Genomic DNA, 24,507 nt, shown 5'->3' with positions numbered 1-24,507 from the left:
GCTTCGCTCTATTTCGACGGGGCCTTGCCGCGTCTTGTACGTCGCCGTGTACCGGCCGACCCGGGCGTGGACCTGGCCTGCGAGTTGGAGACGGGGGGCGTCGACGTCGTAGCCTCGAAGCAACCTCCGCTTCGCATCGCGCTGCAGCGCCTCGGCTGCCTCGTCGATGGCCTCCAGCGCGCCGTCCGGGTCCACTTTCCCGAAGCTTTTCCCCACCTCGGCCTCCCGCCGTAGCTTCGCTTCCATGGCCTTGAGCAGCTGCGCGACTTCCTCCGGTACATCGAGCGTCACCTTCGGCATGAGTACTCCTCCGTCGAGGTAACCCTCCAGACGTCTCGCACCCTGCCGATGAACAGGCCCACGGCCGCTCGATGGCCTGTCAACTCATCCAACGCTCAGGATTGGATCCAGACCCCGCCTTGCCCATCACCGGCCGTCGGCTGCGCTAGCACAGTCGGGGAGCGTTCTCTCGCGGGCAGGGCGGGGGCATCCATACGGCCCCCCGCCCCGCCATCGTGTCCCACCGCCCCGGTACCCCGGGTCGGCTCCTGACAGGCCGGGACAGCCAGGAGCAGCACCATGGCCATCCCCACGCGCAGCCACGCCTGAACCCGCCTGATCCGCGTGCCGGAATCAGAAAAGGAGATACCCGGTGTCATCGATCACCAATCTCATGGTCTTCTTGAAGAAGTCGTATTCGCGCTTATATGTAGCGCCATCCACGTACATGTAATTGAAGACCTTCTTGCCGACAGGAATGGCACGGAGATTAGCTCCCATTCCGGGAGGCGCACCATAGACCTTCACGCGGCCTCCAAGAGCAGCGGACAATTTGGATATGTAGTTGAACTTCAGGATGTCGTTCCGAAGGTACTTCTTCGCATCCGCGGCCGCCATGGGAGTCATGGTCCCATCCAAAGCGGGAACGGTGACCTTCTCAGTGTCAGTCCTGACCAGGGACAATGCGCGAACCAGGTTGCGATAATCATCGACCGCCAGGCAGCCCCAGACCTTGACGATGGCATCGGCAGCGAAGGCTGCCCTGAAGTCCTTCAGTCGAGGCATGTTGACAGGGGCGAAGTCCTTGAACCGGGGGTCCTTGTCACGAGGGTCCCGGTGCACGACCGTCTCGTACGCAGCGTCCTCGTAGGTTTCGACGAGGAGGGGCCCACCTGCCCATGCGTGCGAGAAGATGTGGAACTCCCGCAGCGCCCCCGGCGCCCTGGTGCAAAGCTCGCTAACGTAGTCGTAGATGTGCCTGATGGAGATGGAATCGTCGTCGTGCCGCTTCTGCACGTTTGCCGCGACTTTGAATTTTCCCAGATGCGTCTTCACCTTTCCCTGGAGTACGCGATCCACTTCAAACCATCCGGATGCGCTCTTCACAGCCCGGCTCCGCTCTCCGGACTTGAAGTCAAAGACAGTGACGACGGTGGTATCGTCAATTCGCTTGGGGATGGTCTTCTTCGTCCCCGTCCTATGCGTGGTCCCCGCGTAGAGATCCTCGCGGTAGCTTTCGCAGTAGGCGACGTTATTCGCACCTCCACTGTAGTCCCACCCTGCGACAAGGATGACCTCGGAGTGGACCTTGGCCAGGGTAAGGGTCAAGGTGAAGACGGTCTTCGCCGTGCCTTTGGCGGATTCGACAGTCTTTCGAATGGTCGGGCAGCAGAAGGGAGCAGGGTGCGAGAACGTGGGCACCGGTCCGTCCGCCTCTTTCACGAAGGTAAGAGGAAGGACGAAGTCCGGCCGGTCTGAAAAGGAGAGGCACACCTCGTGCTTCCCTGGGTTCAGTCCGCTCAGCGCGAAGCGCGCGCCGTCTGCGGCAACAACGGCCCGTCTCACGGACAGGCCCGACGTCAGTGTCACGGTGCGCACCGTGAGCGCGACCCCCCGCTTGTCAACAGCCACGACGGCAAGGTGATGGGTTGCAGGCATACACTCCCCCTATCCTTCAATCCTGACGGCAACGCCGCTCTGTCGCATTGCTTGGCTGCAATTGCTCTGGGTCCGTCGCCACCTCATGCGCCATCGAGTCCCGGCAGTGCATTGCACGGCCCTGGATGTTGGCAGTCTTTTCATTGCAAATCCAGGATGCACCGCTGAGCAGCCAGTGTGCTCAATACGAGGCATGGGAATGCAAGTGAAGCAATGACCCATGGGGACCCAGGTGAAGACTCAACCCTCGAAGACACCTTGCACGCTTGAAGCACTCGGGCCGGCGCCGCCTTTTCCTCCGGTGGATTGACGTCTGGATTTGACCGGGAGTACGACCCGGAGATGACCTCACCGACCGTCCATCCGGCGCAGCTCATCGTCGACCTTGGCTTTGGTTTCATCGTCTCCGGCGCGTTGGCCACGGCAGCGGAGCTGGGGGTGGCGGACCACCTGGAGCAGGGCCCGAAGAGCGCGGCCCGGCTCGCGGAAGACGTGAGCGCGGATGCGGCGTCGCTGTACCGGGTGCTGCGGCTGCTGGCGAGCGCTGGCGTGTTCTCCGAGGACGGTGATGGCAACTTCGCGCTCACCCCCGCGTCCGACCTGCTGCGCACCCAGGCCCCCGGCTCCCTGCGCAGCGCGGTGTTGATGCTCACGCAGGACATCTTCTGGGCACCGACCGGCGCGCTCACGCAGACGGTGCGGACCGGGACGAACGCCTTCGAGCGCATCTTCGGCAAGCCCTTCTTCGACCACCTCGCCAGCAACGCGGCGGCGGGCGCCGCCTTCCACCGGGGCATGTCCAGCCTGTCCGACCTGGAGAACGGCCCCATCGCCCGAAGCCATGACTTCAGCGCCTGCCGCCAGGTGGTGGACGTGGGGGGAGGCCACGGCGGCTTCCTCATCGAAGTGCTTCGCTCCTCGCCGTCAGTCCGGGGCGTGCTCTTCGACCACCAGCACGTCCTGGACGAGGCACGCATCGCCTCGGAGGGGCTCTCCGAGCGCTGCGAGCTGGTGGCAGGGGACTTCTTCCAGACGGTGCCTTCCGGCGCGGACGCGTATGTCCTCAAGCGCATCCTCCACGACTGGAGCGATGAGGTGTGCGCGGACATCCTGCGCCACTGCCGCCGCGCGATGGCCGAGGGCGGCCGGGTGCTGGTCGTGGACACGGTCATTCCACCGGGGAGCGCGCCGCACGGGGGCAAGGTGCTCGACGTGATGATGCTGGCCTCGCTCCCGGGCCGGGAGCGCACCGAGGAGGACTTCCGCAAGCTCTTCGCCCAGGCGGGCCTGCGCCTCTCGCGCGTCATCCCCACGCCCGCCGCGCTCAGCATCGTGGAGGCCGTGGCGGGGTAGGGCGCCGGCGGTTTTTCGCCGGGGAAATGCAAAAGAATTCAGCGGGGTGACATCCCTCTGGTGGGCGCGGATTTCGCGCTCGTCGAGGGGGATGGGCACACCATGGGGATTCAAAGCACCACCGCCGCCAGCACCTTCCGCGCTCCGACGTCGCCGGGGACGGGGCCCACGGCGGTTTCCAGCCGCCCGGCCACTCCCGCGCCCGCGCAACGGGCCCCGCTCTCCTACGCGAGCCGGGACAGCTTCGCCGCCGCGCCCACGTCGCGAGGCCCCAACCTCACGGGGACGGCTCCCGCCGCTCCGCTCTCCGAGGCCCCGACGTCGTCGTCCCTGGTCATGCGCGCCATCAGCACCGGCGGCGTCCAGAAGACGCCCCAGGCCGGCGGTGTCTCCATTCCGTTCCGCATCAAGCTGACCGGCCTGTCCGCCCAGCAGCGCAAGGGGCTCACGCCCGGGGAGCTGCTCGTCCAGTTCGCCATGCAGTACAACCGCGTGGACCGGACGCGCGCCGAGGCCATGGTGGCCGCCAAGGAGGTGGGCTGGACCAACGGCACGCCTGAGATCACGGACGCCATTCGCAACGGAGCCTTCTACGAGATCAACGTCACGGACGCTTCGCTCAAGCCCTTGAGTCCGAAGGACGAGAAGGCCGTGGACGGGCTGCTCAATGGTCTGCCGCCGGGCGACAAGAAGCGCCTCAAGAGCGAGGCCAACAAGGAGTTCGAGTCGCGCACGAACGGCATCTACCGAGGCACGCCCCAGGACAAGGCCTACCTGAAGAACATCGAGGGAGACCTGCTCGCGAAGGAGCTCTTCAAGAACGTGCCTCCGCACGTGCGCGACATCCTCTTCAAGGAGGGCGCACCGGCGCCCAAGGACTACGCGTCCGCCCTGCGTGCCGCGGAGGCGCTGTCGAAGCTGTCCCCGCTGGAGCTGGCGGACTACCTGAGCAAGACCACCGGCACCACGTCGGACTGGGCCGCGTTGGACAAGTCCATCGACTCCTACCGGGCCGACCGCGCGGAGCGGCTCCAGGGGTTGGAGGCGCTCGATGGCTACTCGAAGCGGCTCGAAGGGACCGCCGCCCTCTACGAGGAGCTCAAGGCGTACGACTACCGGACGAACAACCCTCCGGCCCTGGCGGCGGAGGACTCCAACGAGCTGACCCAGCATCTGAACAAGCTGGATGGGATGAGGGCCAACCTCGCCTCGGAGCTGCAGCGGCACGGCATCTCCAGCATCGAGGAGTTCCGGGGCCTGCTGAGTGACTACCGGACCTCCTTCGAGAAGGAGACCGTGTCGGTGGCGAAGGATCTGATGGCCCGGACCGACCACTCGCTCTACGAGTTGCAGAACAAGTACCAGGACCCGGCCGTGGCCCAGGACCTCTACCAGCGCCTGGCGAAGGCGCGCGAGTACGAGGCCAAGGCCGTCGAGGCCGAAACCATGGCGGCCACCCTGAAGCAGGGCGCCGTGGACTCGCCGCGCCTGCAACCGCCGCAGCTCCTCCGGCAGGCCGAGGAGTCCAGGAACGAGGCGCGGTCCTTCCGAGCCCAGGCGCGCGAGGAGGCGAACCGGATCGCCCGAGACCACCCGCTCCTGCGCGACGAGAAGCTGGACCTGCGCACGCTGGTGCAGGCCCGTCCGGAGGGCATCCAGGCCCTCATCCAGAAGCACCTCGCGACGCGCCGGCAGGACATCCAGAAGACGCGGAGCAACATCGAGCAGGACCCCAGCCTCATCTACGGCTTCGACGTGCTGATGAAATCCTCCAAGCAGCTCCAGGGCATCCAGCCCGGCTCCGTGCAGGACCTGGTCATCAACGACCGGGGCGCGGAGATCCAGCGCAACGAGAAGCTCATCGACCTGGGCCTGTCCGCGATGGGGCTCGCCGTCGGACTCATCCCCGGGGGCGCGGCGGTGCTGCCCATCATCCTGGCGGGTGGCATTGGCGCCGCGCAGGTGGTCCGCAAGGCGCAGGACTACATGGTGCAGGACGCGGCCCACGGGGCGGGCCTCTTGAAGGATGATCCGTCCATGGCCGAGGTGGTGATGGCCGTGGTGGAGACGGGCTTCGACCTGGCCGCCGCGGGCCCGCTCCTGGACGCCGTGAAGGCCTTCCGCATGTCCAAGGCGAAGGACCTGGGGAAGCTGGAGAAGGAGCTGAAGACGCTGCCCGACGTGAGCGATGCGCTGGCCCGGCGCGTGGTGGACTCAGAGCGCCGGGGCCTGTCCCAGGCCGCGACCCAGGGCACTAAGAGCGTCGACACCGCAGTGACGGACCTGCGCAAGGTGATGCGCGCGTACGCCAACGACGAGGTGGACGGCTCGGCCCTGCGCGCGGCCTACCTGCGCTCGGTGGAGGACGCCGGAGGTGATGCCCGGGTGCGCGCGACGCTGGGGAGGCTGAAGGACTCCGTGCTCCGCGAGGCCTTCGGCTCCCCGGAGGCGTTGCTCGCCGCGGCGGCGTCCAAGGACCCGAAGCAGGTCGAAGCGCTGCTGTCGCTGCTGGAGCGGCAGGTGGGGCGGGACTCGGCGGACGTCGTCATGTCCAACGCGGTCCGCGACGTGGCGGGCAAGGCGAAGGTCGGTGTCGGCCGGGTGGTAACGGATCCCAAGGAGATCCAGCGGCTCTTCCGCGAGAAGTTCGGCGGCAACGAAGCCGTCTTCTACCGGGGCATCCGCGTCCAGGAGGGCGCACAGCTCCAGGGCACGTACAAGGGGGCCCAGGGCGGGCAGATGCTCAGCGACAGCAAGAGCGCGGCGCTGACGTACGCGAACCAGGCGCCAGGCCTCAAGGCGGGTCGCGACCAGGCGACGAAGCGCATCGTCATCGAGGTCCGCATCCGCCCCGAGGACATCCTCCAGGATCCGTACGGGACGATGGAGCACGTCATCCTCAAGCCCGGCGTGGACCTCACGAAGTTGCCGGGCTACCGGCAGCTCCCCCCGGAGGAGATCGCCAACCTGAAGTAGCGCATCAAGCATGTCTGCTGATCCGCTTCAGCGGACCTACTGTGGGTGTGATCAGGTTTCTCGATATTGCAAGTCATTCTCGATATTCTCTGATTCAAAGACAATCCAGTCTTGGGAGGATATCGCCATGCGCAGAACCGCTCTTCGTGCTGCTCTTGCCGTCGCCACCGTCGCGGGCATCGCCATCTCATCCAGTGCCGCGTTCGCCGAGTCCGCGACCGACTGGGAGTCGGGCCTGACGTTCTACAGCGGCAATTTCGTGACGCCCGTGGCGAACTTCCCGGTCCCCGACGGCCAGTGCCATGCGTTCCCGGCCACCGCTGGCACCCTGGTGGGGTGGAGCAACTTCGAGAACGTGATCGCCTACCGGACGGCGGATTGCACCGGCCAGCAGATCTGGCTCGGCACGCTGCGGTCGTTCCGCCCGGGCGAGTTCGCGAGCTTCAGCGCCTACTGAGGCTCCACGGCGGATGGGCGCTTCTTCCGGGGGCGCCCATCTGCAGCGGCACATCAGCGCAGCAGCCGCGCGGAGATGGGCAGGTGGTCGGAGGGCTCTTGCTCCGAGGGCATGGGCGTTTGTTCCTCCAGCGCTGGCAACGCGTCGGGTTGGGCTCGCAGCGCGGTTGAATGGAAGAGGAAGTCGATGGACTTGGGGATGCCGTTCGCGTTGCAGGTCGGCTGATGCCGCCCCGCGTAGGCATCCCGCAGTCCAGCCGCTTCGAACGCCTGGACCAGCGGCTCTCCGGGCCGGGCATTGAAGTCACCGCACACGACCCACAAGGCCTCCGGGTCCTTGCGGATCAGTTCGTCGATCAGCTCGGTGGCCTCCTGCATGCCCTGGTGTTGCTCCACCGGTCTGTCAGTCCGGTCCCAGCGCAGGTGCGTGCAAGCCACGCGCAGCCGCTCTCCGCCGACGTCGAAGTCCACGACCAGGGCCAGGTGCCCGGAGATGCGTCCGTCCTCCAGCCGGTCCCTGAAGTAGTGGGCCCGGTGGCCCAGACTCGTTCCCAGGCGGTGGAACACCGCGCAGCCCTCGGGGCGGTCTTGCTGCTTCTGGGCCATCACCCCCAGGTAGCCGTGCGGCTCCAGAGCATCCTGGAGCGCGGCGAAGCTGTCAGGCTCCACCTCCTGAAGGCAGACGATGTCCGCGTCCAGCCCCACGATGCGGCGGGTCAGCAGCGCGTGGCGGCTTCGTGGCCGGAGCAGGTCCGCAGGCGTGTGCGGGAACCACTCGGGCTTGATGTAGGCATCCGCCAGGATGTTGTACGAGGCGATTCGCAGGTCCACCGTCATGGGCAGGGTCTCCCGGTCCTCGCCATGCTGCCATGAGCGAACCGTCCGCCACAGGCGCTCGGCGCGGAAGTTGGGTTCGGTAGCGAACGGCCGTCAAACCCAACCGGAGGGCCGGAATCCGGCGATCGCGACGCCGACCTACGGTTTCGGTACACGGCACCCCCGCCCAGGAGACCCGCATGAACGACGAATCGAAGTGCCCCGTCGCGCACGGCCCCCGTCGCGCACGGACGAACACGCAGTGGTGGCCGGACCAGCTCAACCTCGCGATGCTGCACCAGCACTCCTCGCTGTCGGATCCGATGATCGAGGACTTCTGCTACGCGGCGGAGTTCCAGACGCTCGACCTCAACGCGGTGGTGAAGGACCTGCACGCGTTGATGACCGACTCGCAGGACTGGTGGCCGGCGGACTACGGCCACTACGGCCCGTTCTTCATCCGCATGGCGTGGCACGCGGCGGGCACCTACCGCATCTTCGACGGCCGCGGCGGCGCGCGCTCCGGTGAGCAGCGCTTCGCGCCCCTCAACAGCTGGCCGGACAATGGCAACCTGGACAAGGCGCGCCGCCTGCTGTGGCCCATCAAGCAGAAGTACGGCCGCAAGCTGTCGTGGGCCGACCTGATGATCCTCACGGGCAACGTGGCGCTGGACTCCATGGGCCTCAAGACGTTTGGCTTTGGCGGCGGCCGGGAGGACATCTGGGAGCCGCACTCCATTGACTGGGGCCCGGAGTCCACCTGGCTGGGCGACGAGCGCTACAGCGGCGAACGTGAGCTCGCGCACCCGCTGGCGGCCGTGCAGATGGGCCTCATCTACGTCAATCCGGAAGGCCCGAACGGCAAGCCGGATCCGGTCGGCTCCGCCCGCGACATCCGCGACACGTTCGCGCGCATGGCGATGAACGACGAGGAGACCGTCGCGCTCGTCGCCGGTGGCCACACCTTCGGCAAGTGCCACGGCGCCGGCCCGGTGCACCATGTCGGCTCGGAACCCGAGGGCGCGAACGTGGAGGAGCTCGGGCTGGGCTGGAAGAGCACCTACGAGAGCGGCGTCGGCGAGCACGCCACCACCAGCGGCCTGGAGGGCGCGTGGACGCCCACGCCGACGAAGTGGGACATGACCTACTTCGAGACGCTGTTCGGCTACGAGTGGGAGCTGACCAAGAGCCCGGCCGGCGCGCAGCAGTGGAAGCCCGTGGGCAAGAGCGGCGACGGTACCGTGCCGGACGCGCACGTGGCCGGCAAGCGCCACGCGCCCATGATGACCACCGCCGACCTGGCGCTCCGCTTCGACCCCGTCTACGAGCGCATCTCCCGCGACTACATGGCCCACCCGGCGAAGTTCGCGGACGCCTTCGCCCGCGCCTGGTTCAAGCTGACCCATCGCGACATGGGTCCCAGGTCGCGCTACCTGGGCCCGCTGGTGCCGAAGGAGGACCTGCTCTGGCAGGACCCGATTCCGGCCGCCAACCATCCGTTGGTCGACGCCGCGGACATCGACGCGCTCAAGGCCGCGCTGCTCGGCTCCGGCCTGTCGGTGCAGCAGCTGGTCAAGACGGCCTGGGCTTCGGCGACGACGTTCCGGGGCAGCGACATGCGCGGCGGCGCGAATGGCGCGCGCATCCGCCTGGCGCCGCAGAAGGACTGGGAGGCCAACGAGCCCGCCGAGCTCGCGAAGGTGCTCGGCAAGCTCGAAGCCATCCAGCAGAAGTTCAACGGCTCGCAGCGCGGCGGCAAGCGGGTGTCTCTGGCGGACCTCATCGTGCTGGGCGGCACCGCGGCCGTCGAGGCCGCCGCGCGCGACGCCGGCCACAAGGTCGCCGTGACCTTCACGCCGGGCCGCATGGACGCGTCCCAGGAGCAGACCGACGTCGAGTCGTTCCTGGTGCTCGAGCCCGCGGCGGACGGCTTCCGCAACTACGTCCGCGCGGGGGCCGAAGCGACGACCACCGCCGCGCTCATCGACCGTGCCAGCCTGCTCACGCTCACCGCGCCGGAGATGACGGCACTGGTGGGCGGCCTGCGCGCGCTGGACGCCAACCACGGCCACACGCAGCACGGCGTGTTCACGAAGCGCCCGGGCAAGCTGACCCCGGACTTCTTCGTGAACCTGCTCGACATGCGCACCGCGTGGAAGCGCTCGGAGAAGACGCCGAACCTGTTCGAAGGCCGCGACCGTGCCACGGGCGACCTGCGCTGGACGGCGACCATCGCCGACCTCGTCTTCGGCTCGAGTTCGCAGCTGCGCGCGCTGGCGGAGGTCTACGCGGCCCGCGACGGCGAAGCGCACTTCGTGCAGGACTTCATCGCCGCGTGGACCAAGGTGATGAACCTGGACCGCTTCGACCTGCCGGGGAAGAAGACGATTTAAGCGACGAAGGGCCCGGAACCTCGCGTTTCCGGGCCCTCGCACGGCACTGCCCGATGCGTGTAGGTTCGAGCATCCGCGCCTTCCGCCTGACGGAGCCACGTGATGCCTCATGACAAGCCACAGTGGATGCTGGACCGTCTCGCCGCGCTCGAGTCCACTCCTCGCGAGAAGTCGACTCCCTGGTCGAGGTTCAACGACCAGGCCCGCGTGTCGGTGGTCCAGCTCGTGGACGCCACGCCTCCGGCGCCGGGGGTGGATGTCCTGGCCGACTCCTTCCAGACGCAGATGACCGTGGTCAAGCCGGTCAACCCTTCGGATCCCTGGTCGTTCCTGGAGCCGTTCGATTTGACGTACCGAACCGAAGGAATCTGGCCCCCCGAGGTCCCCGCGTCTGTCGACACGGATCCGCTGGTGTGAGCGGGAGGGAAGACCGTCATGGGCATCATCAACTACCCTGGAAACCTGTCCCCGGCGGTCATCCTGACGTGGCAAGGCGAGACCGTCGCCAACGCCATCAGCACGACCCTCAAGAAGTTCCCGTACACGCTCGCCAACGAGTCGGTGACCGAATTCACCATCACGGCCGCGACGAGCGCGAAGACCCTCACGCTGACTCGAAAGGCGGCGAAGGGTCAGCGGTTCTTCAACGAAACGCTGAACACCTTCACGACCGCGCCCACCTCGGGCCTCGGCCTCGAGGACCTTGTCGCCGCGGGGACGAAGGCAAACTGCACCATCGACCTGACCTTCACCTACGCGCGCTTCTTCGACGCGCTGTTGGATCAGATGACCCTCACCGGGCCCGCCTCGAACAACCTGGCGAACCCGAGCGATTCAAAGGCCATCCTCGATACCTTCACCCACGCCGTGCCATCCGGGAAGATCACCATCGGCTACAAGACGGCGACCCAGTCGTTGAAGGCGCTGCCGTGCCGTCTGGTGAAGAGTGACGTGAAGCCGGGGCCCGCGGGCAAGCCGCCAGCGGTCACGCTCACCTTCGAGTTGGACTTCCTGACGGGCATCGACGCCGTTCGCAGGGAAGCCATGCGCAAGCTCGTCGCCATGGATTGGTCCAAGATCGCCCGGTTGGGGACCGACGCGGCCTCCGGCAAGCCGGAGATCAAGCTCTGGCGACAGAACGTGATGGCCTACCTGGTCAACTACACGGACATGGCCCGCGGCGAGCAGTTCCGTGCCGGCCTCGTCAGCCGCCACAAGGGAAAGAGCGCGGTGGTGCTGGCCACGGATCTTCGAGACGACATCGATGGCCTGGTGGTGACCGCGAACCACTGGGGCCAGGCACGAGAGGATCTCAAGACGGAACGGCACCAGCGGCTGCTCTCCGACCTCTTTGGAACCCTGCACCAGTCGACATGGGTGTCATCGCCGGTCAGCTTCCTCCGGGAGATTGGCAGCACCTACGGGTTCAACGTCCATAAGAGCGCGGCGCTGGCGCTGCAATATGGTTCCGGGCACTGCGGTGAGCACGCCCAGGTTTCATTCTCCGTGCTCGCGGACATCATCAAGTCCCCTGGGGCGCAGGTCTCCCATGCGGTCTTCACTGGCAACGCGAACATCGACCATGCGTTCGTGGTCTACAACCTGGACGTGGCGACGGTGGTCCAGACCCTTGCCACCGCCGCGAACAACACCCGCGTGAAGAAGGGGGAAGAGATCAAGGTGTGGAACCTTCGCGACGCCATCACCAAGAATTCGCCAAAGCTCGGGTACGTGATGGATCCCTACCTCGACAAGACCGTGATGAAGCCCACCGCCGATGAGCTGCTCACCGCGCTCAACAATAAGGCGCGGAAGGCCTCGGTCAAGGACACGGACTTCCTGGCCTTCGCGGGGGAGTATCCCTCCAGCTTCACGACCGACGATCTCCGCAAGAAGACCGAGGCTGAGCGCAAGAAGCTCGTGAAGAACGTATGAGGCTCGCATCATTCGTCGCACGGCTCCTGTGGGTGCTGCCGCTCCTCGGGTGTGCGGAGCGGACGCAGAAGCAGGACGTGCGTCAGAAGGCGCCGGAGCAGGCGAAGGGAGCGCAATCGATGAAACCGATGGACGACACGTGCGCCTCACCCAGGCCCGCCGGTGCCCTCGCGGATCAGGCGCGTGAGGAACTGGGGCAGGGCATGGTGGGCGCGGAGCTTGCTCCCGTGTTGCCGACGCAGTGGCCTCCGAAGGGGGGCGGACTCGAATACTTCGTGTACCGGAAGAAGTCGCTCCCGACCGGGCTGGTGAAGTTCGAGGTCCAGGGTCCCACCGAGCGGGTTCATTTCGTCACGCCCGGTGCGAAGCCTCGCGTGGAATCCCTTGCACCGGTGGCGGCGCTTGGGATCGAGGACACGACCGTGCAAGAGCTGTCGGACTCCTCCCAGAGCCACGTCGAGCGAGCGGAACAGGCCCTGCTGGACGTGGTCGCCGGTTGCCGTTCCCTGGAGGAGGCCCGGGGCGACCTGGAGGGCTACCTCGAATGGGTGGCGCAGAATCCGCTTCAGGGCCAGGACCTGGAGCGGCGCGGCGCCACGCTGTTCTCGTGGCTTCGGAAGCGCTGAGCACGGAGGCGCAGCAGTGCCTTCCGCCGGCCACGGCGGCGTGTCCGCCGGATTCCGGGTGACGTAGAGTGCCCGCGCGATGGACACCCCCTTCGACGGGGACTCCGCGAACCCCCCGCGGCCCCCGAACGGGTGGGCGCCCTTGAAGGATTGAAACATGAGCGACACCGCCCCGACCGCGGGCCTGGACCGGAGTGCCTCCTCTCGCGCGTCGTCGGTAGCACGGTGGGTGACCGCGGTGCTCGGCCTGGGCGTGATCCTCCTGGTGCTGCGCGGAAGCCCCCTGCCAGAGCCGGTGCCCGCCTCCGCGCCCGGGGAGCGGTTCTCCGCCGAACGCGCCCGGGAACACCTGCGCTTCATTGGTGCTGAACCCCACGCCCTCGGCACGCCGAGGCACGCGGCGGTGCGGGACTACCTGCAGGCACGCCTGCGCGACCTGGGCGCGGAGGCACAAATCCAACGCGAGCCCGTCTTCGCGCCCGAACAGGGAATCCCCCGGCCCGCCGCGAACGTGGAGAACGTCGTGGGCCGGCTGCGCGCGAAGGACGGCGCGAAGGGCACGGCCGTGATGCTGGTGGCCCACTACGACTCCGTGCCCACGGGGCCGGGCGCGTCCGACAACGGCGCCGCCGTCGCGTCCATCCTGGAGGTGGCGCGGGCGCTCCAGCAGGGGCCGGCGCTCGCGGGCGACGTGCTGTTCCTCTTCACGGACGCGGAGGAGCAGCACCTGCTGGGCAGCACGGCCTTCGCGGCCTCGCACCCCTGGGCCCGCGAATCGGGCGTGGTCCTCAACGTGGACGCGCGCGGCAACGCGGGGCCGCTCCTGATGTTCGAGGTCTCCCCGGGCGGCGGCTGGCTCGTGCGCAGGCTTGGCGAGGAGGCCCCGGACGTCGGGGCCGGTTCGCTCTTCACGGCCGTGTATCAGCGGATGAAGAACGCCACGGACTTCACGGCGCTGCGGCAGGGCGGTTGGCAGGGGCTGAACTTCGCCAACGTGGAGGGCACGCAGGCCTACCACTCACGCAAGGAGACCGTGGACGCCGTCTCCAACGGACTCCTCCAGCAGCAGGGCGACACGCTGCTCGCGCTCACCCGGCGCATCTCCCGCGAGGCGTCCGTGCCGGAGGGCGAGGAGCTCATCTTCTTCAACGTGGGGCCACTGCGCGTCCACTACCCCCGGTCCTGGGCCGGTCCGCTGGCGGCTGTCTGGGGCGGCCTGTTCGTGTTCGCCATCTTCCGAGCGCGCCAGCGCAAGCAGCTGCGCCTGTGGGCCGTGCTGCGGGAGTCGGTGGTGCTGATGCTCGTGGGCTTCCTGGCCAGCAGCCTCGCGCGGCTCGCGTGGCCGCTGCTGCGCGCCCTCCAGCCCGGCTTCCGCGCCCTCAGCCGGTCGGAGACGCAGGACAACTCGCGCTTCATCCTCGCGGTGGTGCTGTGGGTGATGGCGGCGATGGGCGTCGGGCTGTACCTCCGCCGGCGCGCGCCGGTGATGGAGCTGGCGGCGGGCGGATGCGTGCCGTGGGCGGTGATCTGCATCGCGGTGAGCATCGTGTTGCCGGGCGCGAGCGCGCTGTTCCTCTGGCCCCTGGCGGGCATGGTCCTGCTGCTCTTGTGGCTGGGAGGCCGGGGGCCGGAGCCACTCCCTCGATGGCACGTGCCGCTGTGGGGGCTGGCGGCGCTGCCGCTCCTGCTGTTGCTGCCGAACGTGCTGGCCACTTTCTACACCGTGTTGCCTTTGGAGCGGGCCGCGGTGCCTTCCGACCTGTTGATGCTCGGCATCTGTCTACTCGCGCCGGGCTGGCTGTGGTTGGCGGGCCGTGGGCTTCCGTGGGTCTCGGGCGGGGCCGCGCTGCTGGGCCTGGGCCTGCTGGTGTCGCTCGCCGTGGGGCAGCGCTTCGACGCGCGAAACCCGCGCCCCACGGGCCTGCTGTATCTGGTGGACGCGGACGCCAGGACGGCGCGCTGGGTGTCCTCGGATCCCGTGCTCAATGATTGGACGCGCGCGTACCTGGGCGGCGACCCGAAGCGGGAGGCCATGGACGCACTGCCGGAGGTGAAGGGCCCGTTCTGGAACGCGCCAGCGCCCACGCCAGGGGAGGACGTGCGGGGGCCCGCGGTCGAATCGCGGCTGGAGGCAGGGGAGGGTGGGCGCCGGAAGGTGTCGCTCCACATCACCCCGTCCCGCCCGGACGCGGCCTTCGTGGACGTGCAGGTGTTGCCCGGGGACGCGGTGCTTTCAGCGCGGCTCGCGGGCCAGCAGACCCCGGGCGACACGCTGCGGACTCGCAACGCGGCCCAGGGCGTGCTGTTTCGCTACTGGGTTCCGTCCGCCGACGGCTTCGACCTGGAGTTGGAGCTGACGGCCAGCGGCAGCCCCACCGTGAGGGTGGGCGAGCACACCTACGCGGTGCCTGCGTCGGTGACGCAGGGGCTGCCCGCGCGCCCGGAGGACAGCATGCCGGTGCCCTTTGGAGAGGGCCTGGACGAGGGCACGCGGGTGACGCGGACGCTGCGGTTGGATGCCGCGGCAGCGGAGGTCGCTCCCGGCCCCATGCCCTGACCGGCAGCCAATCCCGGATGCCTGTCATTGAACTGGTGTCCCGCCGACCAGGGTTACTGACGACGTCTCACCCGGAGGCCGGGCATCCGCGCAGGGCGGATGCCCGTCTCACTCAGCTCAGGGCACGGTCACCGTCACCGCGTTGCTGCGCCGGCTGTTGCCCGCACGGTCGTAGGCAATGGCGACAATCGTGTGCGTGCCCGACAGGCCCGCGGTGTTCCAGGTCCGGGTGTACGGGCTGCTCCCGACGAAGTACGTCGACACGCCGTCGATCTCGAAGACGACCTGGAGCATCGCCTGGGTGTCGCTCGCGTTGGCCGTCAGCGTGACATTGCCGCTGACCACCGCCCCGTTGGCGGGCGAGGTGAGGATGGACGTGGGCAGCTGGTTGTCGACGATGAGGTTGCGGGTGCTCGTCTGGACGTTGCCCGCGTTGTCCGTGGCGCGAAGCGCCAGCGAGTAGGAGCGGTTGCCCAGCACCCGCGTGTCCGCCAGCGTTGGCCACGTTTCGAGCAGCCGCGCTACGAGCGTCCGCGTGGTGGCGTCCTGTCCCGCCCACCGCGGAAGGTTGTCGCGCACGAAGTCGGAGGGCGCCACCGGGCCGCCGGAGAATCTCAATGGCAGTAACACTCCGTGCGGGTGCACCAGCCAGAGCTGAAGCCCATTTCGATGCACTGCTCGATGCAGGCGGAACATTCATACGGCGCCGGAGCATCGGGAGGCGTGGCAAGGGCTTGCGTGGCGCTGAATGACAAGACAGCGCCCGTGGCAACGGCGAGCAAGGTCTTTCCCGCCTTCTTCACGAAGTCAATCATAGACACCTCTGGGAGTGGTGTGGCACCGCTGTGGACAGCCACGGCACGCTACCCCACCGCGAGTCCCCGAGGCACCGTGGACTCGAGCGCGGCGAGGAGGCGGAGCGCGGAGTCTCCGACCTCCTTCCTCCAGGTCATCCGCCAGGGCCGCCGCAAGGGCCCGGACGCGAGCCGCTTCACGACCAGGTCGCCCTTGCCCAGGTGCGGGGTGGAGATCCACTCGGAGAGCACGGCGACGCCCAGGCCCGCGCGGGCCACGTCGAGGATGGCCTCCGTGAGTGGCAGCCGCTCCACGCGGAGCCGGGGCCGCTCGCGGCCGAAGACCTGCGTCATGAACCAGTGCGACTCCGCCGCGGGCGTCTGCCCCGTGAGAACGGTGTGCTCGCGGAGGTCCTCCCGGGTGAGCGCACGGCGGGACGCCAACGGGTGCGACGCGGACACCACGAAGATGATCTCATCGGAGAAGAGCGGCCGGCTCTCCAGCCCGGCGCGAGGGACGGTCGACGTCGTCAGGAGCGCCACGTCCAGCTCTCCGGCCACCAGGGCGGGGACGGGGTCCTGGGTGTGCTCCACCGCCAGGGACAGGTGGAGGCCCGGCAGGCTCTTGCGCAGCGTTACCAGCGCGGACGGCAGCCAGTGATAGGCGGTGTAGCACTCGCACACGAGGCGCAGGCGGATGGACGGGGCCACCGGCGCGCGCACCCGGTGCTCCAGGTCGCCCAGCTCCACGAGGATCCGCGTGGCGCCCGCGACGAGCTCCTGCCCTGCTGGCGTGGGCACGAGCCCGCGCGGGGTCCGGTCGAAGAGCCGCGCGCCCAGCCGCTCCTCCGCCGCGAGCAGCGCGCGGCTCACCGCCGGCTGCGTGAGGTGCAGCGCGGCCGCGGCCCTGGCCGTCGTTCCGGCGGCGGCCAGGGCCAGCACCACGCGCAGGTCGCGCACGTCGAGGCGGGGGGAGGGCGGGGCAATGTCTTCCATGCATCGAGTCTATGCCAACGATGCGTTGGACGCATCCCATCCGGAGGCGGAGAGTGGCCCTCGCTTCTTGCCGCGAAGGCCCCCGCTCGACGTCCTGGAGGACATCCCATGCAGCTCTACTTCTCTCCCCTGTCCTGCTCCGCCGCCACCCGCATCTGCTTCTACGAGGCGGGCACGGAGGCGACGTACATCGAGGTCGACTCGAAGACGAAGCGCACGCTCGATGGGAGCAACTACCTGGAGGTGCATCCGCTCGGGCTCGTCCCCGCGCTCCGCACCGACGAAGGGGACGTGCTCACGGAGAATGCCGCCATCCTGCAATACCTGGCCGGGGCGCTGCCCCAGGCGGACCTCGCGCCGGCCGACAGCCGGGGGCGTGTGCGGCTCCAGCAGTGGCTGTCCTTCATCGGGACCGAGCTGCACAAGGCGACGTTCTCCCCGCTCCTCGACGCGTCGTCGACCGAAGGCGCCCGGAGTTATGCGCTGGAGAAGGGGACCGGCCGGCTCGCCTACCTGGAGAAGCACCTCACCGGACGTGAGTTCCTCATGGAGCGCTTCAGCGTCGCGGACGCGTACCTGGCGACGGTGCTCGGCTGGAGCGTGGCGACGCCCATCGACCTGAAGAAGTGGCCCGCGCTCAGCGCGTACTTCGCGCGCATGCTGGAGCGGCCCAGCGTCGCGAAGGCCTTCTCCGAGGAGCGGAAGCTCTACATGGCCCAGCTCGAAAAGCGCCAGCCGCGTCCGTGACGGCGGTGGCGCGGTCCTCGGACGGCAACTCCCTCCACCTCCTCCTGAAGCGATGGAGGAGGGGAGGGAGCTTTCAATCCAGGGCGAGGTGCCCGTCAGGAGGCCAGGGGCTGGTTGCCGCCGGGGCCGTTCTTCAGCTCCTTGCGCACCGCCTCGGCGACGCGGTCGCGGACCATGTTCGCCATGCGCTCGCGGAGGTCCTCACCCACGCGCTCGCGGATGGCGGACACGAGGCTCTCCGTGTCCACCGGGCCCGGGCCCTGCGCCTGGTAGCCGCCCATGTGCTGCTCCCCGAACCCGCCCCGCATGGTGTGACCCATCCCGCCCACGGCGCCCAGCGACTCGCGGAGGGCGTCACCCAGCCGGTCGCGCAGCGCCTCCTGCAGGTGCTCGCGGAGGTTGCTGGACAGCCGCTCGTGGAGCGCGTCGACCAGGCGCCCGCGGAGCGCCTCGGCGATGCGCTCGGGGTCCATCATCCCCACGCCCTGCGGCTGGAAGCCCATCACGCCCTGGGTGCGCTCGCTCATCCGGGCGCGCAGCTCGTCGCCCAGCCGCTCGCGCAGCGCGTCGCGCACGCGCTCACGCAGGCCGCTCTGCACGCGCTCGCGGAGGGTGTCCGCGAGGCGGTCGCGGAGGGTGTCCGCGAGGCGCTCCGGGTCGATCTGGCCCATCTGCACCCGGCGCTCGGACAGCGCGGAGCGCAGCATGTCCGTCAGCCGCTCCTTCAGCGCCTCACGGATGCGCTCGCGCACGACGGTGTGGATGCGCTCGGACACGTTGTCGGCGAGCCGGGTGCGGAGGGTGTCGGCGATGCGCTCGGGGTCCATCCCGAAGCCCTCCATGCCCATCCTCCGCTCCGACATCGCGGAGCGCAGCGCCTCGCCCAGCCGCTCGCGGATGGCGTCGCGGACGCGCTCGCGCACGACGGTGCCCAGCCGGTCGCGCAGGGCGTCCTCCAGCTTGATGCGCACGCGCTCGGCGATGCGCTGCGGGTCGAAGTGCCCGTGCCCCTGCTGCATGCTCATCCAGTTCTCGGCCAGGGCGCTGCGCAGCGCCTCGCCGAGCCGCTCCCGGAGCACCTCGCGGGCGCGCTCGTGCACGCCGCTCACGACGCGCTCATGGATGACGTCGGTGAGGCGGTTGTGGATGGCCTCGGCGATCTGCTCCGTGTCGAACTGCGTCCCGGCCCCCTCCCCCTGCGGCATGTTCATCATGCGCTCACGCACCGCACCGCGAATCGCGTCGCCGACGCGCTCGCGGATCTCCGAGCCGATCCGCTCCTCCAGGCCGGACACGACGCGCTCGTGCACGGCGTCGACGATCCGAGCCTTGAGGGCTTCGGCGAACATCTGCTGCCCCTGCATGGAGAACTGTTCCTGATTCATTCAGCTGCCTCGTGGGTACCGCGGGTAGGACGGCGGGCGCGGAAGGTTTCGGCCTGCCACGCGAGGCGAAGAGATAGAGGCAGTGGGCCAGCGCGAATACGGGGCCCGGGTCTCGCGCGAGAGTTGGCGCGCGCATTCCAGGCCGTGCTCGCGGGGAGGGTAGGCGTGCGCACCAGCCAATGGTGAACTGTGTCCCCTCCCGAGCATGCAGGCATTGGCCTCATCCCCATGGAAGTCTTGGGGGTTGCGCGGCGTTCGTTGCCGGAATGAGTCAGTCCTTGCGATGCGAAAAAGCACGCCCGGCCGTCTGGCTGGGGGCGCTCCTGATGCTCGGTTTCCTGACCGGGTGCCCCATCATGGCGGGTTATTCCGACGCGGATGGGCCTCGCTACAGCGGGGACTTCCGGCCCGTGCAACCCGTCGCCGTGGAGGACCCCTCCTCGGTCACCGTGGTGACGTACAACCTCGCCTTCGCCGAGCAGGTCACCGAGGCGGTTGCGTCCCTGTCGAGCCCTCCGCTCTCGGAGGCGGACGTCATCGCGATGCAGGAGATGGACGCTCCCGCCGTGGAGAGAATCGCCCGGGAGCTGGGGATGTCCTACGTGTACTACCCCGCCTCCGTGGCCAAGGACGGTGATGACTTCGGCAACGCGGTGTTGAGCCGGTGGCCCATCACCGCGGACCAGAAGATCAACCTTCCCCACGACGACCCGTATCACCAGCAACACCGCATCGGGGTGGCCGCGACGGTGGACATCCGGGGGACTCCCTTCCAGGTGGTCTCCGTGCACGGTGCGACCCCCATCGTCGGGCTGGGCGCGCGGCTGGATCAGGCGGAGACCGTCATCCAGGCGGTCGACGGCGCGGCGCAGTCGCAGGTCATCGCCGGCGACTTCAACACCTCCGACCCGGGGAGCCTGACGCAGACCGTGAAGCTGTTCTCGCAGTGGGGCTTCCAGTGGGCCTCCGAAGGGGTGGGGGACACCGTGGACTCCGTCATCGGCGGACTGCCGCTCGACTCGGTCTTCGCCCGGGGGCTCACTCCGGTGGCGCGCGGCGTGGACAAGCGTCCCTCCGGGAGCGACCACCAACCGGTCTGGGTGCGCTTCGCATGGCCGCAATGACGCCGAGGCCTTTCATGCGGGCCCTGTGGATGGGTGCGCTGCTCCTCTGCGCTCCCGGCTGTCTGAGCGGCGCGCGGAACCTGGGCGCGGCGACGACGCCGGTGGGGACGACCGAAGTGGGCGTCTCCGTGAACACGATTGCCTTCGAGCGCGGCCGGGAGCGGGCATATCTGCCCAACCCCGAGCTCACGTTCCGCAAGGGCGCTGGCGAGAACTGGGATTGGGGCGGACGCCTCACCCTGCTGGGCCTGGAGCTCGGGACCCGGCATCGGCTCATGGAGCGCTCACCCTGGACCGTGTCGGTCGCCCCGAGCGCGGGCGTCTGGTACGTGCCCGTCACCAACAACGGCACGGAGCCCGTCAACTTCCGTCTGGGAGGCCAGACGCTGGTCGACTATCGGCTCAATGCCAGGTGGACCCTGACCGGGGGCGCTTCACTGATGGGGGCCTTCGCGGGCCCGCTCACCGTCTTCCAGGGCAAGCTCGGCGGCTCGCACCTGATGGTCGCGCCGGGGGGTTCGCTGGGCGTGGCGTACCGGCTGAATCCCTCGCTCGAGCTGCGAGCGGAGGGCGGCATCGAGCTCCCGTTCGACGTGAGGGACGGCCGCCGTCAGCCGACGGGTCATGCCGGACTGACGCTCCGCTGGGGGCGCACCTCCCGTCGCTGACGTGGGAGGCCGCGAGCGCTCGGCCCTCTTCGGCTGGGGTGGCGAGCGTAAGGTGACAGCGGTCCATGGCCCCGGGACGGATGGCGGGAAGGAGTGGAGGCACCAGCTTGCGCCCACTCTTTTCGCACCCGTTGGAGGGGGCCCATGTCCTTGCCGCGCCGCTGGCCGGATCCATTCGCCGTCTGTCTTTGCCTCGGGCTGGGCTGGGTGTTGCTGGCGGGGGCCAGGGCTCCAGGGCCCGCCGCGCGGGCGCTGCCGGGAGGCTTCTCGTCCGAACTCGTGGTGGGAGGCCTGCACTACCCCACGACGTTCGCGCACCTGCCGGATGGGCGCATCCTCGTCGCGGAGAAGGCGGGGGTGGTCCGGCTGGTCAAGGACGGCGCCCTGGTGGCCACGCCCTTCCTCGACGTCAGCGCGCGGGTGAACAACCACCATGACCGGGGCCTGCTGGGGCTCGCGGTGGACCCCGCCTTCGCGCAGAACGGCTACGTCTACCTGCTCTATACCTACGACGACGACGCCACGGACGACGACGGGCCCAAGACGGGGCGCCTGGCGCGGTACACGGCGGTAGGGGACACGGCCTCGCCTGACAGCGAGTCGGTGCTGCTGGGCACCGCGGTGGCCGGCTCCTGCAAGGACCTTCCTCCCGGCTCGGACTGCATCCCCTCGGACAGCGCGTCGCACTCCGTGGGCAACGTCCGGTTCGCGCCGGATGGCACCCTCTTCGTGTCGCTGGGGGACGGGGCCCGCTTTGACGCGGTGGATGACGACGCGCTGCGGGCGCAGGACCCGGACTCGCTGGCGGGCAAGGTCCTGCGCGTCTCGCGCACCGGCGCGGGTGTGCCGTCGAATCCGTTCTGGAGCGGGAATGGCCAGGACAACCGCTCGAAGGTGTGGGCGCTGGGGCTGCGCAATCCCTACCGCTTCAACCTGCGGCCCGGCACCGCCACGCCCTACGTGGGAGACGTCGGCTGGGGCGACCACGAGGAGATCAACGTCGCGACGCCCGGCGCGAACTTCGGCTGGCCCTGCTACGAGGGGCCGGGGCGCCAGCGCGGCTATGAGCCCAAGCCCGTGTGCCAGGCGCTGTATGCCAAGGGGCCGGACGCGGTGCGGCCGCCGCTGTATTCCTGGACGCATGCCGAGGGCCAGACATCCACGGGCGGCGCCTTCATCCAGGACCCGGCGTTCCCGGCGCAGTGGCGGGGTGCCTACTTCTTCGCGGACTACACCCAGCAATGGATCCGGATGCTGCGGGTGGATGCCAATGATCAGCTCGTGCCGGACAGCGTGGCGCCCTTCGCCACCGAGGCGGGCGGCGTCGTCGACCTGAGCAGCGGGCCGGGCTCCCAGCTTCACTTCGTGGACATCCTCGCGGGGGAGCTGCGCCGCATCCGCTACCCGGCCAACAACACGCCGCCGGTCGCGGTGGCCTCGGCGACGCCGCGCGAAGGCGGGCCGCCCCTGCGGGTGTACTTCTCCAGCGCCGGCTCCCGCGACATGGACGGCGACACGCTCCAGTACGTGTGGGACTTCGGTGACGGCAACTCCGTGTCAGGCGTGGCGAACCCGGAGCACCTGTACGAGATGGCCGGCCTCCATGTGGCCCGGCTGACCGTCAGCGACGGACATGGCGGCAGCCACACGGCCTCCGTGCGCATCTCCGTGGGGAACCTGGCGCCGGTGGTGTCCATCCACGCGCCGTCGGAGACGTTCCGCTTCAAGGTGGGGGACGTGGTGACGTTCGCGGGCTCGGCGAGCGACGCGGAGGACGGCGCCATCCCGGGTGACCGGATGGCGTGGACCCTCACGCTGGTGCACTGCACGCCGGGAGCGTGTCATTCCCATCCCTATGGCGAAGGCCAGGGGCCTGGCGGGAGCTTCACCATCCCGGACCATGGCGACGACGTGCGCTTCCAACTGACGCTGACCGCGACGGACTCCGCGGGGCTGACGGGCAGCCGGATGGTGACGCTGTTGCCCCTGAAGGTGCAGGTGACGCTGGAGACGTCGCCTCCCGGGCTGGAGGTGGTGTTCGACGGGACGGCCAGCCCGTCACCGCTGGTGCGCTCCGTGGTCGCGGGCTCTTCGCACGCGCTCTTCGCGCCGTCACCCCAGGGCAACCAAGGCTTCGTCGGCTGGTCCAACGGCGGGGCCGCGGAGCACACCCTCCTGGTGGGCACGGAGGACGTGAGCGTCACGGCCTCCTTCGAATCCGTCGCTCCCGCGGAGTGCCCGGCCGGGCAGTACCGCGCGGAGTACTTCGCCAACCGGGAGCTGGCGGGCGTCCCGGGGATCGTGCGCTGCGAGGGGGCACCGCTCTCGAACTACTGGTGGGCGGGCAGCCCCGTGGAGGGCGTGGGCCCGGATGACTTCTCCGTGCGCTGGACGGGGCGGTTCTACTTCGCGACGGGCCTGTACTTCTTCCTGGCCCAGGCGGATGACGGCATCCGGGTCTTCGTGGATGGCAGCCGCATCATCAATGGCTGGAAGGACCAATCTTCCACCAACTACATGCAGGCGCGCTGGATGCGCGCCGGTGAGCACACCGTCGTCGTCGAGTACTACGAGCACGACGGTGACGCGGTGGCCGGGCTCGGGTGGTTCCGGTAGCCCGGCGAAAGCGCTCGTGATTGCGCCGCCGTCGGAATAGAGGAGGCGGATGCCCGAGAAGAACGACGTCATCCGGATCGCCACCTGTGCCTGTGGACAGGTGGAACTCGAGGGGCGGGGGCCGCCCATCATCCACGTCGAGTGCTACTGCGACGACTGCCAGGAGGGGGGACGCCGCATCGAGGCCCTTCCGAACGCGCCGTCGCCTCGCGGCCCCTTGGGCGGCACGGATTTCCTCCTCTACCGGAAGGACCGTCTCCGCGTCTCCCGAGGTGAGTCGCTCCTGTCGGGCTTCAAGCTCAAGGACGCTTCAGCGACGAAGCGGCTCGTCGCCACGTGCTGCAACTCGGGGATGTTCATGGACATGGGCCCGGGGCCGCACTGGTTCTCGGTCTACCGGAACCGGTTCACCGGCGAGGTGCCCCCGTTGGCGCTGCGCACCTGCACCCGGTACAAGCCCGCGGGCGTGGAGCTCCCCAACGATGTTCCAAACCATGCGAGCTTCCTGTCGGTCCGGTTCATGACGAAGCTCTTCCTCGCGTGGCTGCCCATGCTGATGAAGCGCTGAGCCGGCGGCCCCCTCAACCCAGATACGCGGCGATCTCGAACCATCCTTCGTCAATCACCTCGATGGAGAGCGACCGCGTGGACAGCTCCACCTGCATGCGCACGAAGTCCGCGCCGTCCGGCCGCTTCAAGTTGGCGTAGAACGTGAGGCCCCGCGCATCCCGTCGCGGTGCCTCCCAGGCCGCCAGCCCGCGCTCGCCAAGGGTCCCGCTGTGGATCACCTCCGGCCCCGGCTGATCCAACGTGAGGAATTGCAGGGACTCCTCCGTGCGAATCACCTTGGCCCCGGTCGTAAGCTCCACGAGCTCCAGCAGCTCCTCGAAGCCCGCCTCCGAATCCAGCTCCACCCGGGAGGCGCGCAGCGCTTCGTTGAGGTCGCGCTCGACTGTCACGGTGCATCCTCCCGACGGGCCTGGCGGCGCCATGTCCACCTCACTCCGGCGCCGGGAAGTGTAGCGCGCTGGCGGCACAGTCGGGCGACGAGCGCCTCATAGCCGGCGTAGGACAGCGGCAGGAGCAGGGCGAAGAGGAGGGTGAGCGAGGGCAGGGCGGGATGGGCC

Annotated in this window: 19 protein-coding genes and 1 pseudogene; 13 read left to right on the top strand and 7 right to left on the bottom strand. The window is 68.8% G+C overall.

Features of this window, described 5'->3' with window-relative positions:
* Both D7Y15_RS32000 and D7Y15_RS31995 read right to left on the bottom strand, forming a co-directional pair.
* Positions 1-300 (bottom strand): annotated as a pseudogene (locus tag D7Y15_RS32000) (ISKra4 family transposase); the annotation flags it as partial.
* Positions 301-633: 333 nt separating this feature from the next.
* Positions 634-1,938, bottom strand: a complete 1,305-nt coding sequence (locus D7Y15_RS31995; RefSeq protein WP_121754951.1) for a hypothetical protein — start codon at positions 1,936-1,938, stop codon at positions 634-636.
* Positions 1,939-2,280: 342 nt separating this feature from the next.
* Here D7Y15_RS31995 and D7Y15_RS31990 point away from each other — a divergent pair, with 342 nt between their 5' ends.
* The 3 genes from D7Y15_RS31990 (at position 2,281) to D7Y15_RS31980 (ending at position 6,724) form a co-directional block, all read left to right on the top strand.
* Complete coding sequence (locus tag D7Y15_RS31990; RefSeq protein WP_121754950.1) at positions 2,281-3,291, top strand: methyltransferase; 1,011 nt, start codon at positions 2,281-2,283, stop codon at positions 3,289-3,291.
* 102 nt (positions 3,292-3,393) lie between these two features.
* The gene (locus D7Y15_RS31985) at positions 3,394-6,267 is read left to right on the top strand and encodes a hypothetical protein (RefSeq protein ID WP_148712918.1); all 2,874 of its coding nucleotides are present in this window, start codon (positions 3,394-3,396) and stop codon (positions 6,265-6,267) included.
* Between the two features lie 127 nt (positions 6,268-6,394).
* The gene (locus tag D7Y15_RS31980) at positions 6,395-6,724 is read left to right on the top strand and encodes a hypothetical protein (protein ID WP_120579068.1); all 330 of its coding nucleotides are present in this window, start codon (positions 6,395-6,397) and stop codon (positions 6,722-6,724) included.
* Positions 6,725-6,777: 53 nt separating this feature from the next.
* Here D7Y15_RS31980 and D7Y15_RS31975 read toward each other — a convergent pair whose 3' ends face one another.
* Complete coding sequence (locus D7Y15_RS31975) at positions 6,778-7,560, bottom strand: endonuclease/exonuclease/phosphatase family protein (protein ID WP_121754948.1); 783 nt, start codon at positions 7,558-7,560, stop codon at positions 6,778-6,780.
* Positions 7,561-7,739: 179 nt separating this feature from the next.
* Here D7Y15_RS31975 and katG point away from each other — a divergent pair, with 179 nt between their 5' ends.
* The 5 genes from katG to D7Y15_RS31950 all read left to right on the top strand — a co-directional run bounded on the left by katG (position 7,740) and on the right by D7Y15_RS31950 (position 15,050).
* Positions 7,740-9,932, top strand: coding sequence for a catalase/peroxidase HPI (katG, locus tag D7Y15_RS31970; protein ID WP_121754947.1), 2,193 nt, complete (start codon positions 7,740-7,742; stop codon positions 9,930-9,932).
* 126 nt (positions 9,933-10,058) lie between these two features.
* Positions 10,059-10,349: a hypothetical protein gene (locus tag D7Y15_RS31965; RefSeq protein WP_121777272.1), complete on the top strand. Its 291-nt coding sequence runs from the start codon at positions 10,059-10,061 to the stop codon at positions 10,347-10,349.
* An 18-nt stretch (positions 10,350-10,367) separates the two neighbouring features.
* Positions 10,368-11,867, top strand: coding sequence for a hypothetical protein (locus D7Y15_RS31960; RefSeq protein ID WP_121754945.1), 1,500 nt, complete (start codon positions 10,368-10,370; stop codon positions 11,865-11,867).
* The gene (locus D7Y15_RS31955; RefSeq protein ID WP_121754944.1) at positions 11,864-12,493 is read left to right on the top strand and encodes a hypothetical protein; all 630 of its coding nucleotides are present in this window, start codon (positions 11,864-11,866) and stop codon (positions 12,491-12,493) included. Before D7Y15_RS31960 ends, D7Y15_RS31955 begins: the two co-directional genes overlap by 4 nt.
* A 157-nt stretch (positions 12,494-12,650) precedes the next feature.
* A complete protein-coding gene (locus D7Y15_RS31950; RefSeq protein ID WP_121754943.1) occupies positions 12,651-15,050 on the top strand; it encodes a M20/M25/M40 family metallo-hydrolase in 2,400 nt (799 codons plus the stop codon).
* 117 nt (positions 15,051-15,167) lie between these two features.
* Here D7Y15_RS31950 and D7Y15_RS44900 read toward each other — a convergent pair whose 3' ends face one another.
* Both D7Y15_RS44900 and D7Y15_RS31940 read right to left on the bottom strand, forming a co-directional pair.
* Positions 15,168-15,668, bottom strand: a complete 501-nt coding sequence (locus tag D7Y15_RS44900; RefSeq protein ID WP_233605169.1) for an Ig-like domain-containing protein — start codon at positions 15,666-15,668, stop codon at positions 15,168-15,170.
* Between the two features lie 245 nt (positions 15,669-15,913).
* Positions 15,914-16,840 carry a LysR family transcriptional regulator gene (locus D7Y15_RS31940; RefSeq protein WP_121754942.1) on the bottom strand — a complete coding sequence of 309 codons (927 nt, stop codon included), beginning with the start codon at positions 16,838-16,840 and terminating at the stop codon, positions 15,914-15,916.
* A gap of 108 nt (positions 16,841-16,948) precedes the next feature.
* On the opposite strand from D7Y15_RS31940, the gene D7Y15_RS31935 reads away from it, so the two are divergent.
* Positions 16,949-17,587, top strand: a complete 639-nt coding sequence (locus D7Y15_RS31935) for a glutathione binding-like protein (RefSeq protein WP_121754941.1) — start codon at positions 16,949-16,951, stop codon at positions 17,585-17,587.
* 95 nt (positions 17,588-17,682) lie between these two features.
* On the opposite strand, the gene D7Y15_RS31930 is transcribed toward D7Y15_RS31935, so the two are convergent.
* On the bottom strand, positions 17,683-18,972 hold the full coding sequence (locus tag D7Y15_RS31930; RefSeq protein ID WP_120579059.1) for a hypothetical protein: 1,290 nt from the start codon (positions 18,970-18,972) through the stop codon (positions 17,683-17,685).
* A 326-nt stretch (positions 18,973-19,298) separates the two neighbouring features.
* On the opposite strand from D7Y15_RS31930, the gene D7Y15_RS31925 reads away from it, so the two are divergent.
* The 4 genes from D7Y15_RS31925 to D7Y15_RS31910 all read left to right on the top strand — a co-directional run bounded on the left by D7Y15_RS31925 (position 19,299) and on the right by D7Y15_RS31910 (position 23,948).
* Complete coding sequence (locus D7Y15_RS31925) at positions 19,299-20,096, top strand: endonuclease/exonuclease/phosphatase family protein (protein ID WP_233597244.1); 798 nt, start codon at positions 19,299-19,301, stop codon at positions 20,094-20,096.
* 14 nt (positions 20,097-20,110) lie between these two features.
* Positions 20,111-20,764: a hypothetical protein gene (locus tag D7Y15_RS31920; protein WP_233597243.1), complete on the top strand. Its 654-nt coding sequence runs from the start codon at positions 20,111-20,113 to the stop codon at positions 20,762-20,764.
* A 144-nt stretch (positions 20,765-20,908) separates the two neighbouring features.
* Positions 20,909-23,380: a PQQ-dependent sugar dehydrogenase gene (locus tag D7Y15_RS31915; RefSeq protein ID WP_121754940.1), complete on the top strand. Its 2,472-nt coding sequence runs from the start codon at positions 20,909-20,911 to the stop codon at positions 23,378-23,380.
* Between the two features lie 49 nt (positions 23,381-23,429).
* Positions 23,430-23,948: a GFA family protein gene (locus tag D7Y15_RS31910; RefSeq protein WP_121754939.1), complete on the top strand. Its 519-nt coding sequence runs from the start codon at positions 23,430-23,432 to the stop codon at positions 23,946-23,948.
* Positions 23,949-23,961: 13 nt separating this feature from the next.
* On the opposite strand, the gene D7Y15_RS31905 is transcribed toward D7Y15_RS31910, so the two are convergent.
* Entirely contained in the window at positions 23,962-24,339 is a 378-nt protein-coding gene (locus D7Y15_RS31905; protein WP_233605168.1) for a hypothetical protein, read from the bottom strand.
* Positions 24,340-24,507 lie beyond the last annotated feature (168 nt).

Source organism: Corallococcus sp. AB030 (assembly GCF_003668965.1).
Taxonomy (GTDB): Bacteria; Myxococcota; Myxococcia; order Myxococcales; family Myxococcaceae; genus Corallococcus; species Corallococcus exiguus.
Note: the sequence above shows the minus strand (reverse complement) of the source record. Positions and strands in the feature narration are given on the sequence as shown.

Bases quoted from the DNA above. Each gene is read 5' to 3' on its own strand.
- D7Y15_RS31995 (WP_121754951.1), bottom strand. From the start codon at position 1,938: ATGCCTGCAACCCATCACCTTGCCGTCGTGGCTGTTGACAAGCGGGGG.
- D7Y15_RS31990 (WP_121754950.1), top strand. From the start codon at position 2,281: ATGACCTCACCGACCGTCCATCCGGCGCAGCTCATCGTCGACCTTGGC.
- D7Y15_RS31985 (WP_148712918.1), top strand. From the start codon at position 3,394: ATGGGGATTCAAAGCACCACCGCCGCCAGCACCTTCCGCGCTCCGACG.
- D7Y15_RS31980 (WP_120579068.1), top strand. From the start codon at position 6,395: ATGCGCAGAACCGCTCTTCGTGCTGCTCTTGCCGTCGCCACCGTCGCG.
- D7Y15_RS31975 (WP_121754948.1), bottom strand. From the start codon at position 7,560: ATGACGGTGGACCTGCGAATCGCCTCGTACAACATCCTGGCGGATGCC.
- katG (WP_121754947.1), top strand. From the start codon at position 7,740: ATGAACGACGAATCGAAGTGCCCCGTCGCGCACGGCCCCCGTCGCGCA.
- D7Y15_RS31965 (WP_121777272.1), top strand. From the start codon at position 10,059: ATGCTGGACCGTCTCGCCGCGCTCGAGTCCACTCCTCGCGAGAAGTCG.
- D7Y15_RS31960 (WP_121754945.1), top strand. From the start codon at position 10,368: ATGGGCATCATCAACTACCCTGGAAACCTGTCCCCGGCGGTCATCCTG.
- D7Y15_RS31955 (WP_121754944.1), top strand. From the start codon at position 11,864: ATGAGGCTCGCATCATTCGTCGCACGGCTCCTGTGGGTGCTGCCGCTC.
- D7Y15_RS31950 (WP_121754943.1), top strand. From the start codon at position 12,651: ATGAGCGACACCGCCCCGACCGCGGGCCTGGACCGGAGTGCCTCCTCT.
- D7Y15_RS31940 (WP_121754942.1), bottom strand. From the start codon at position 16,840: ATGGAAGACATTGCCCCGCCCTCCCCCCGCCTCGACGTGCGCGACCTG.
- D7Y15_RS31935 (WP_121754941.1), top strand. From the start codon at position 16,949: ATGCAGCTCTACTTCTCTCCCCTGTCCTGCTCCGCCGCCACCCGCATC.
- D7Y15_RS31930 (WP_120579059.1), bottom strand. From the start codon at position 18,972: ATGAATCAGGAACAGTTCTCCATGCAGGGGCAGCAGATGTTCGCCGAA.
- D7Y15_RS31925 (WP_233597244.1), top strand. From the start codon at position 19,299: ATGCTCGGTTTCCTGACCGGGTGCCCCATCATGGCGGGTTATTCCGAC.
- D7Y15_RS31920 (WP_233597243.1), top strand. From the start codon at position 20,111: ATGCGGGCCCTGTGGATGGGTGCGCTGCTCCTCTGCGCTCCCGGCTGT.
- D7Y15_RS31915 (WP_121754940.1), top strand. From the start codon at position 20,909: ATGTCCTTGCCGCGCCGCTGGCCGGATCCATTCGCCGTCTGTCTTTGC.
- D7Y15_RS31910 (WP_121754939.1), top strand. From the start codon at position 23,430: ATGCCCGAGAAGAACGACGTCATCCGGATCGCCACCTGTGCCTGTGGA.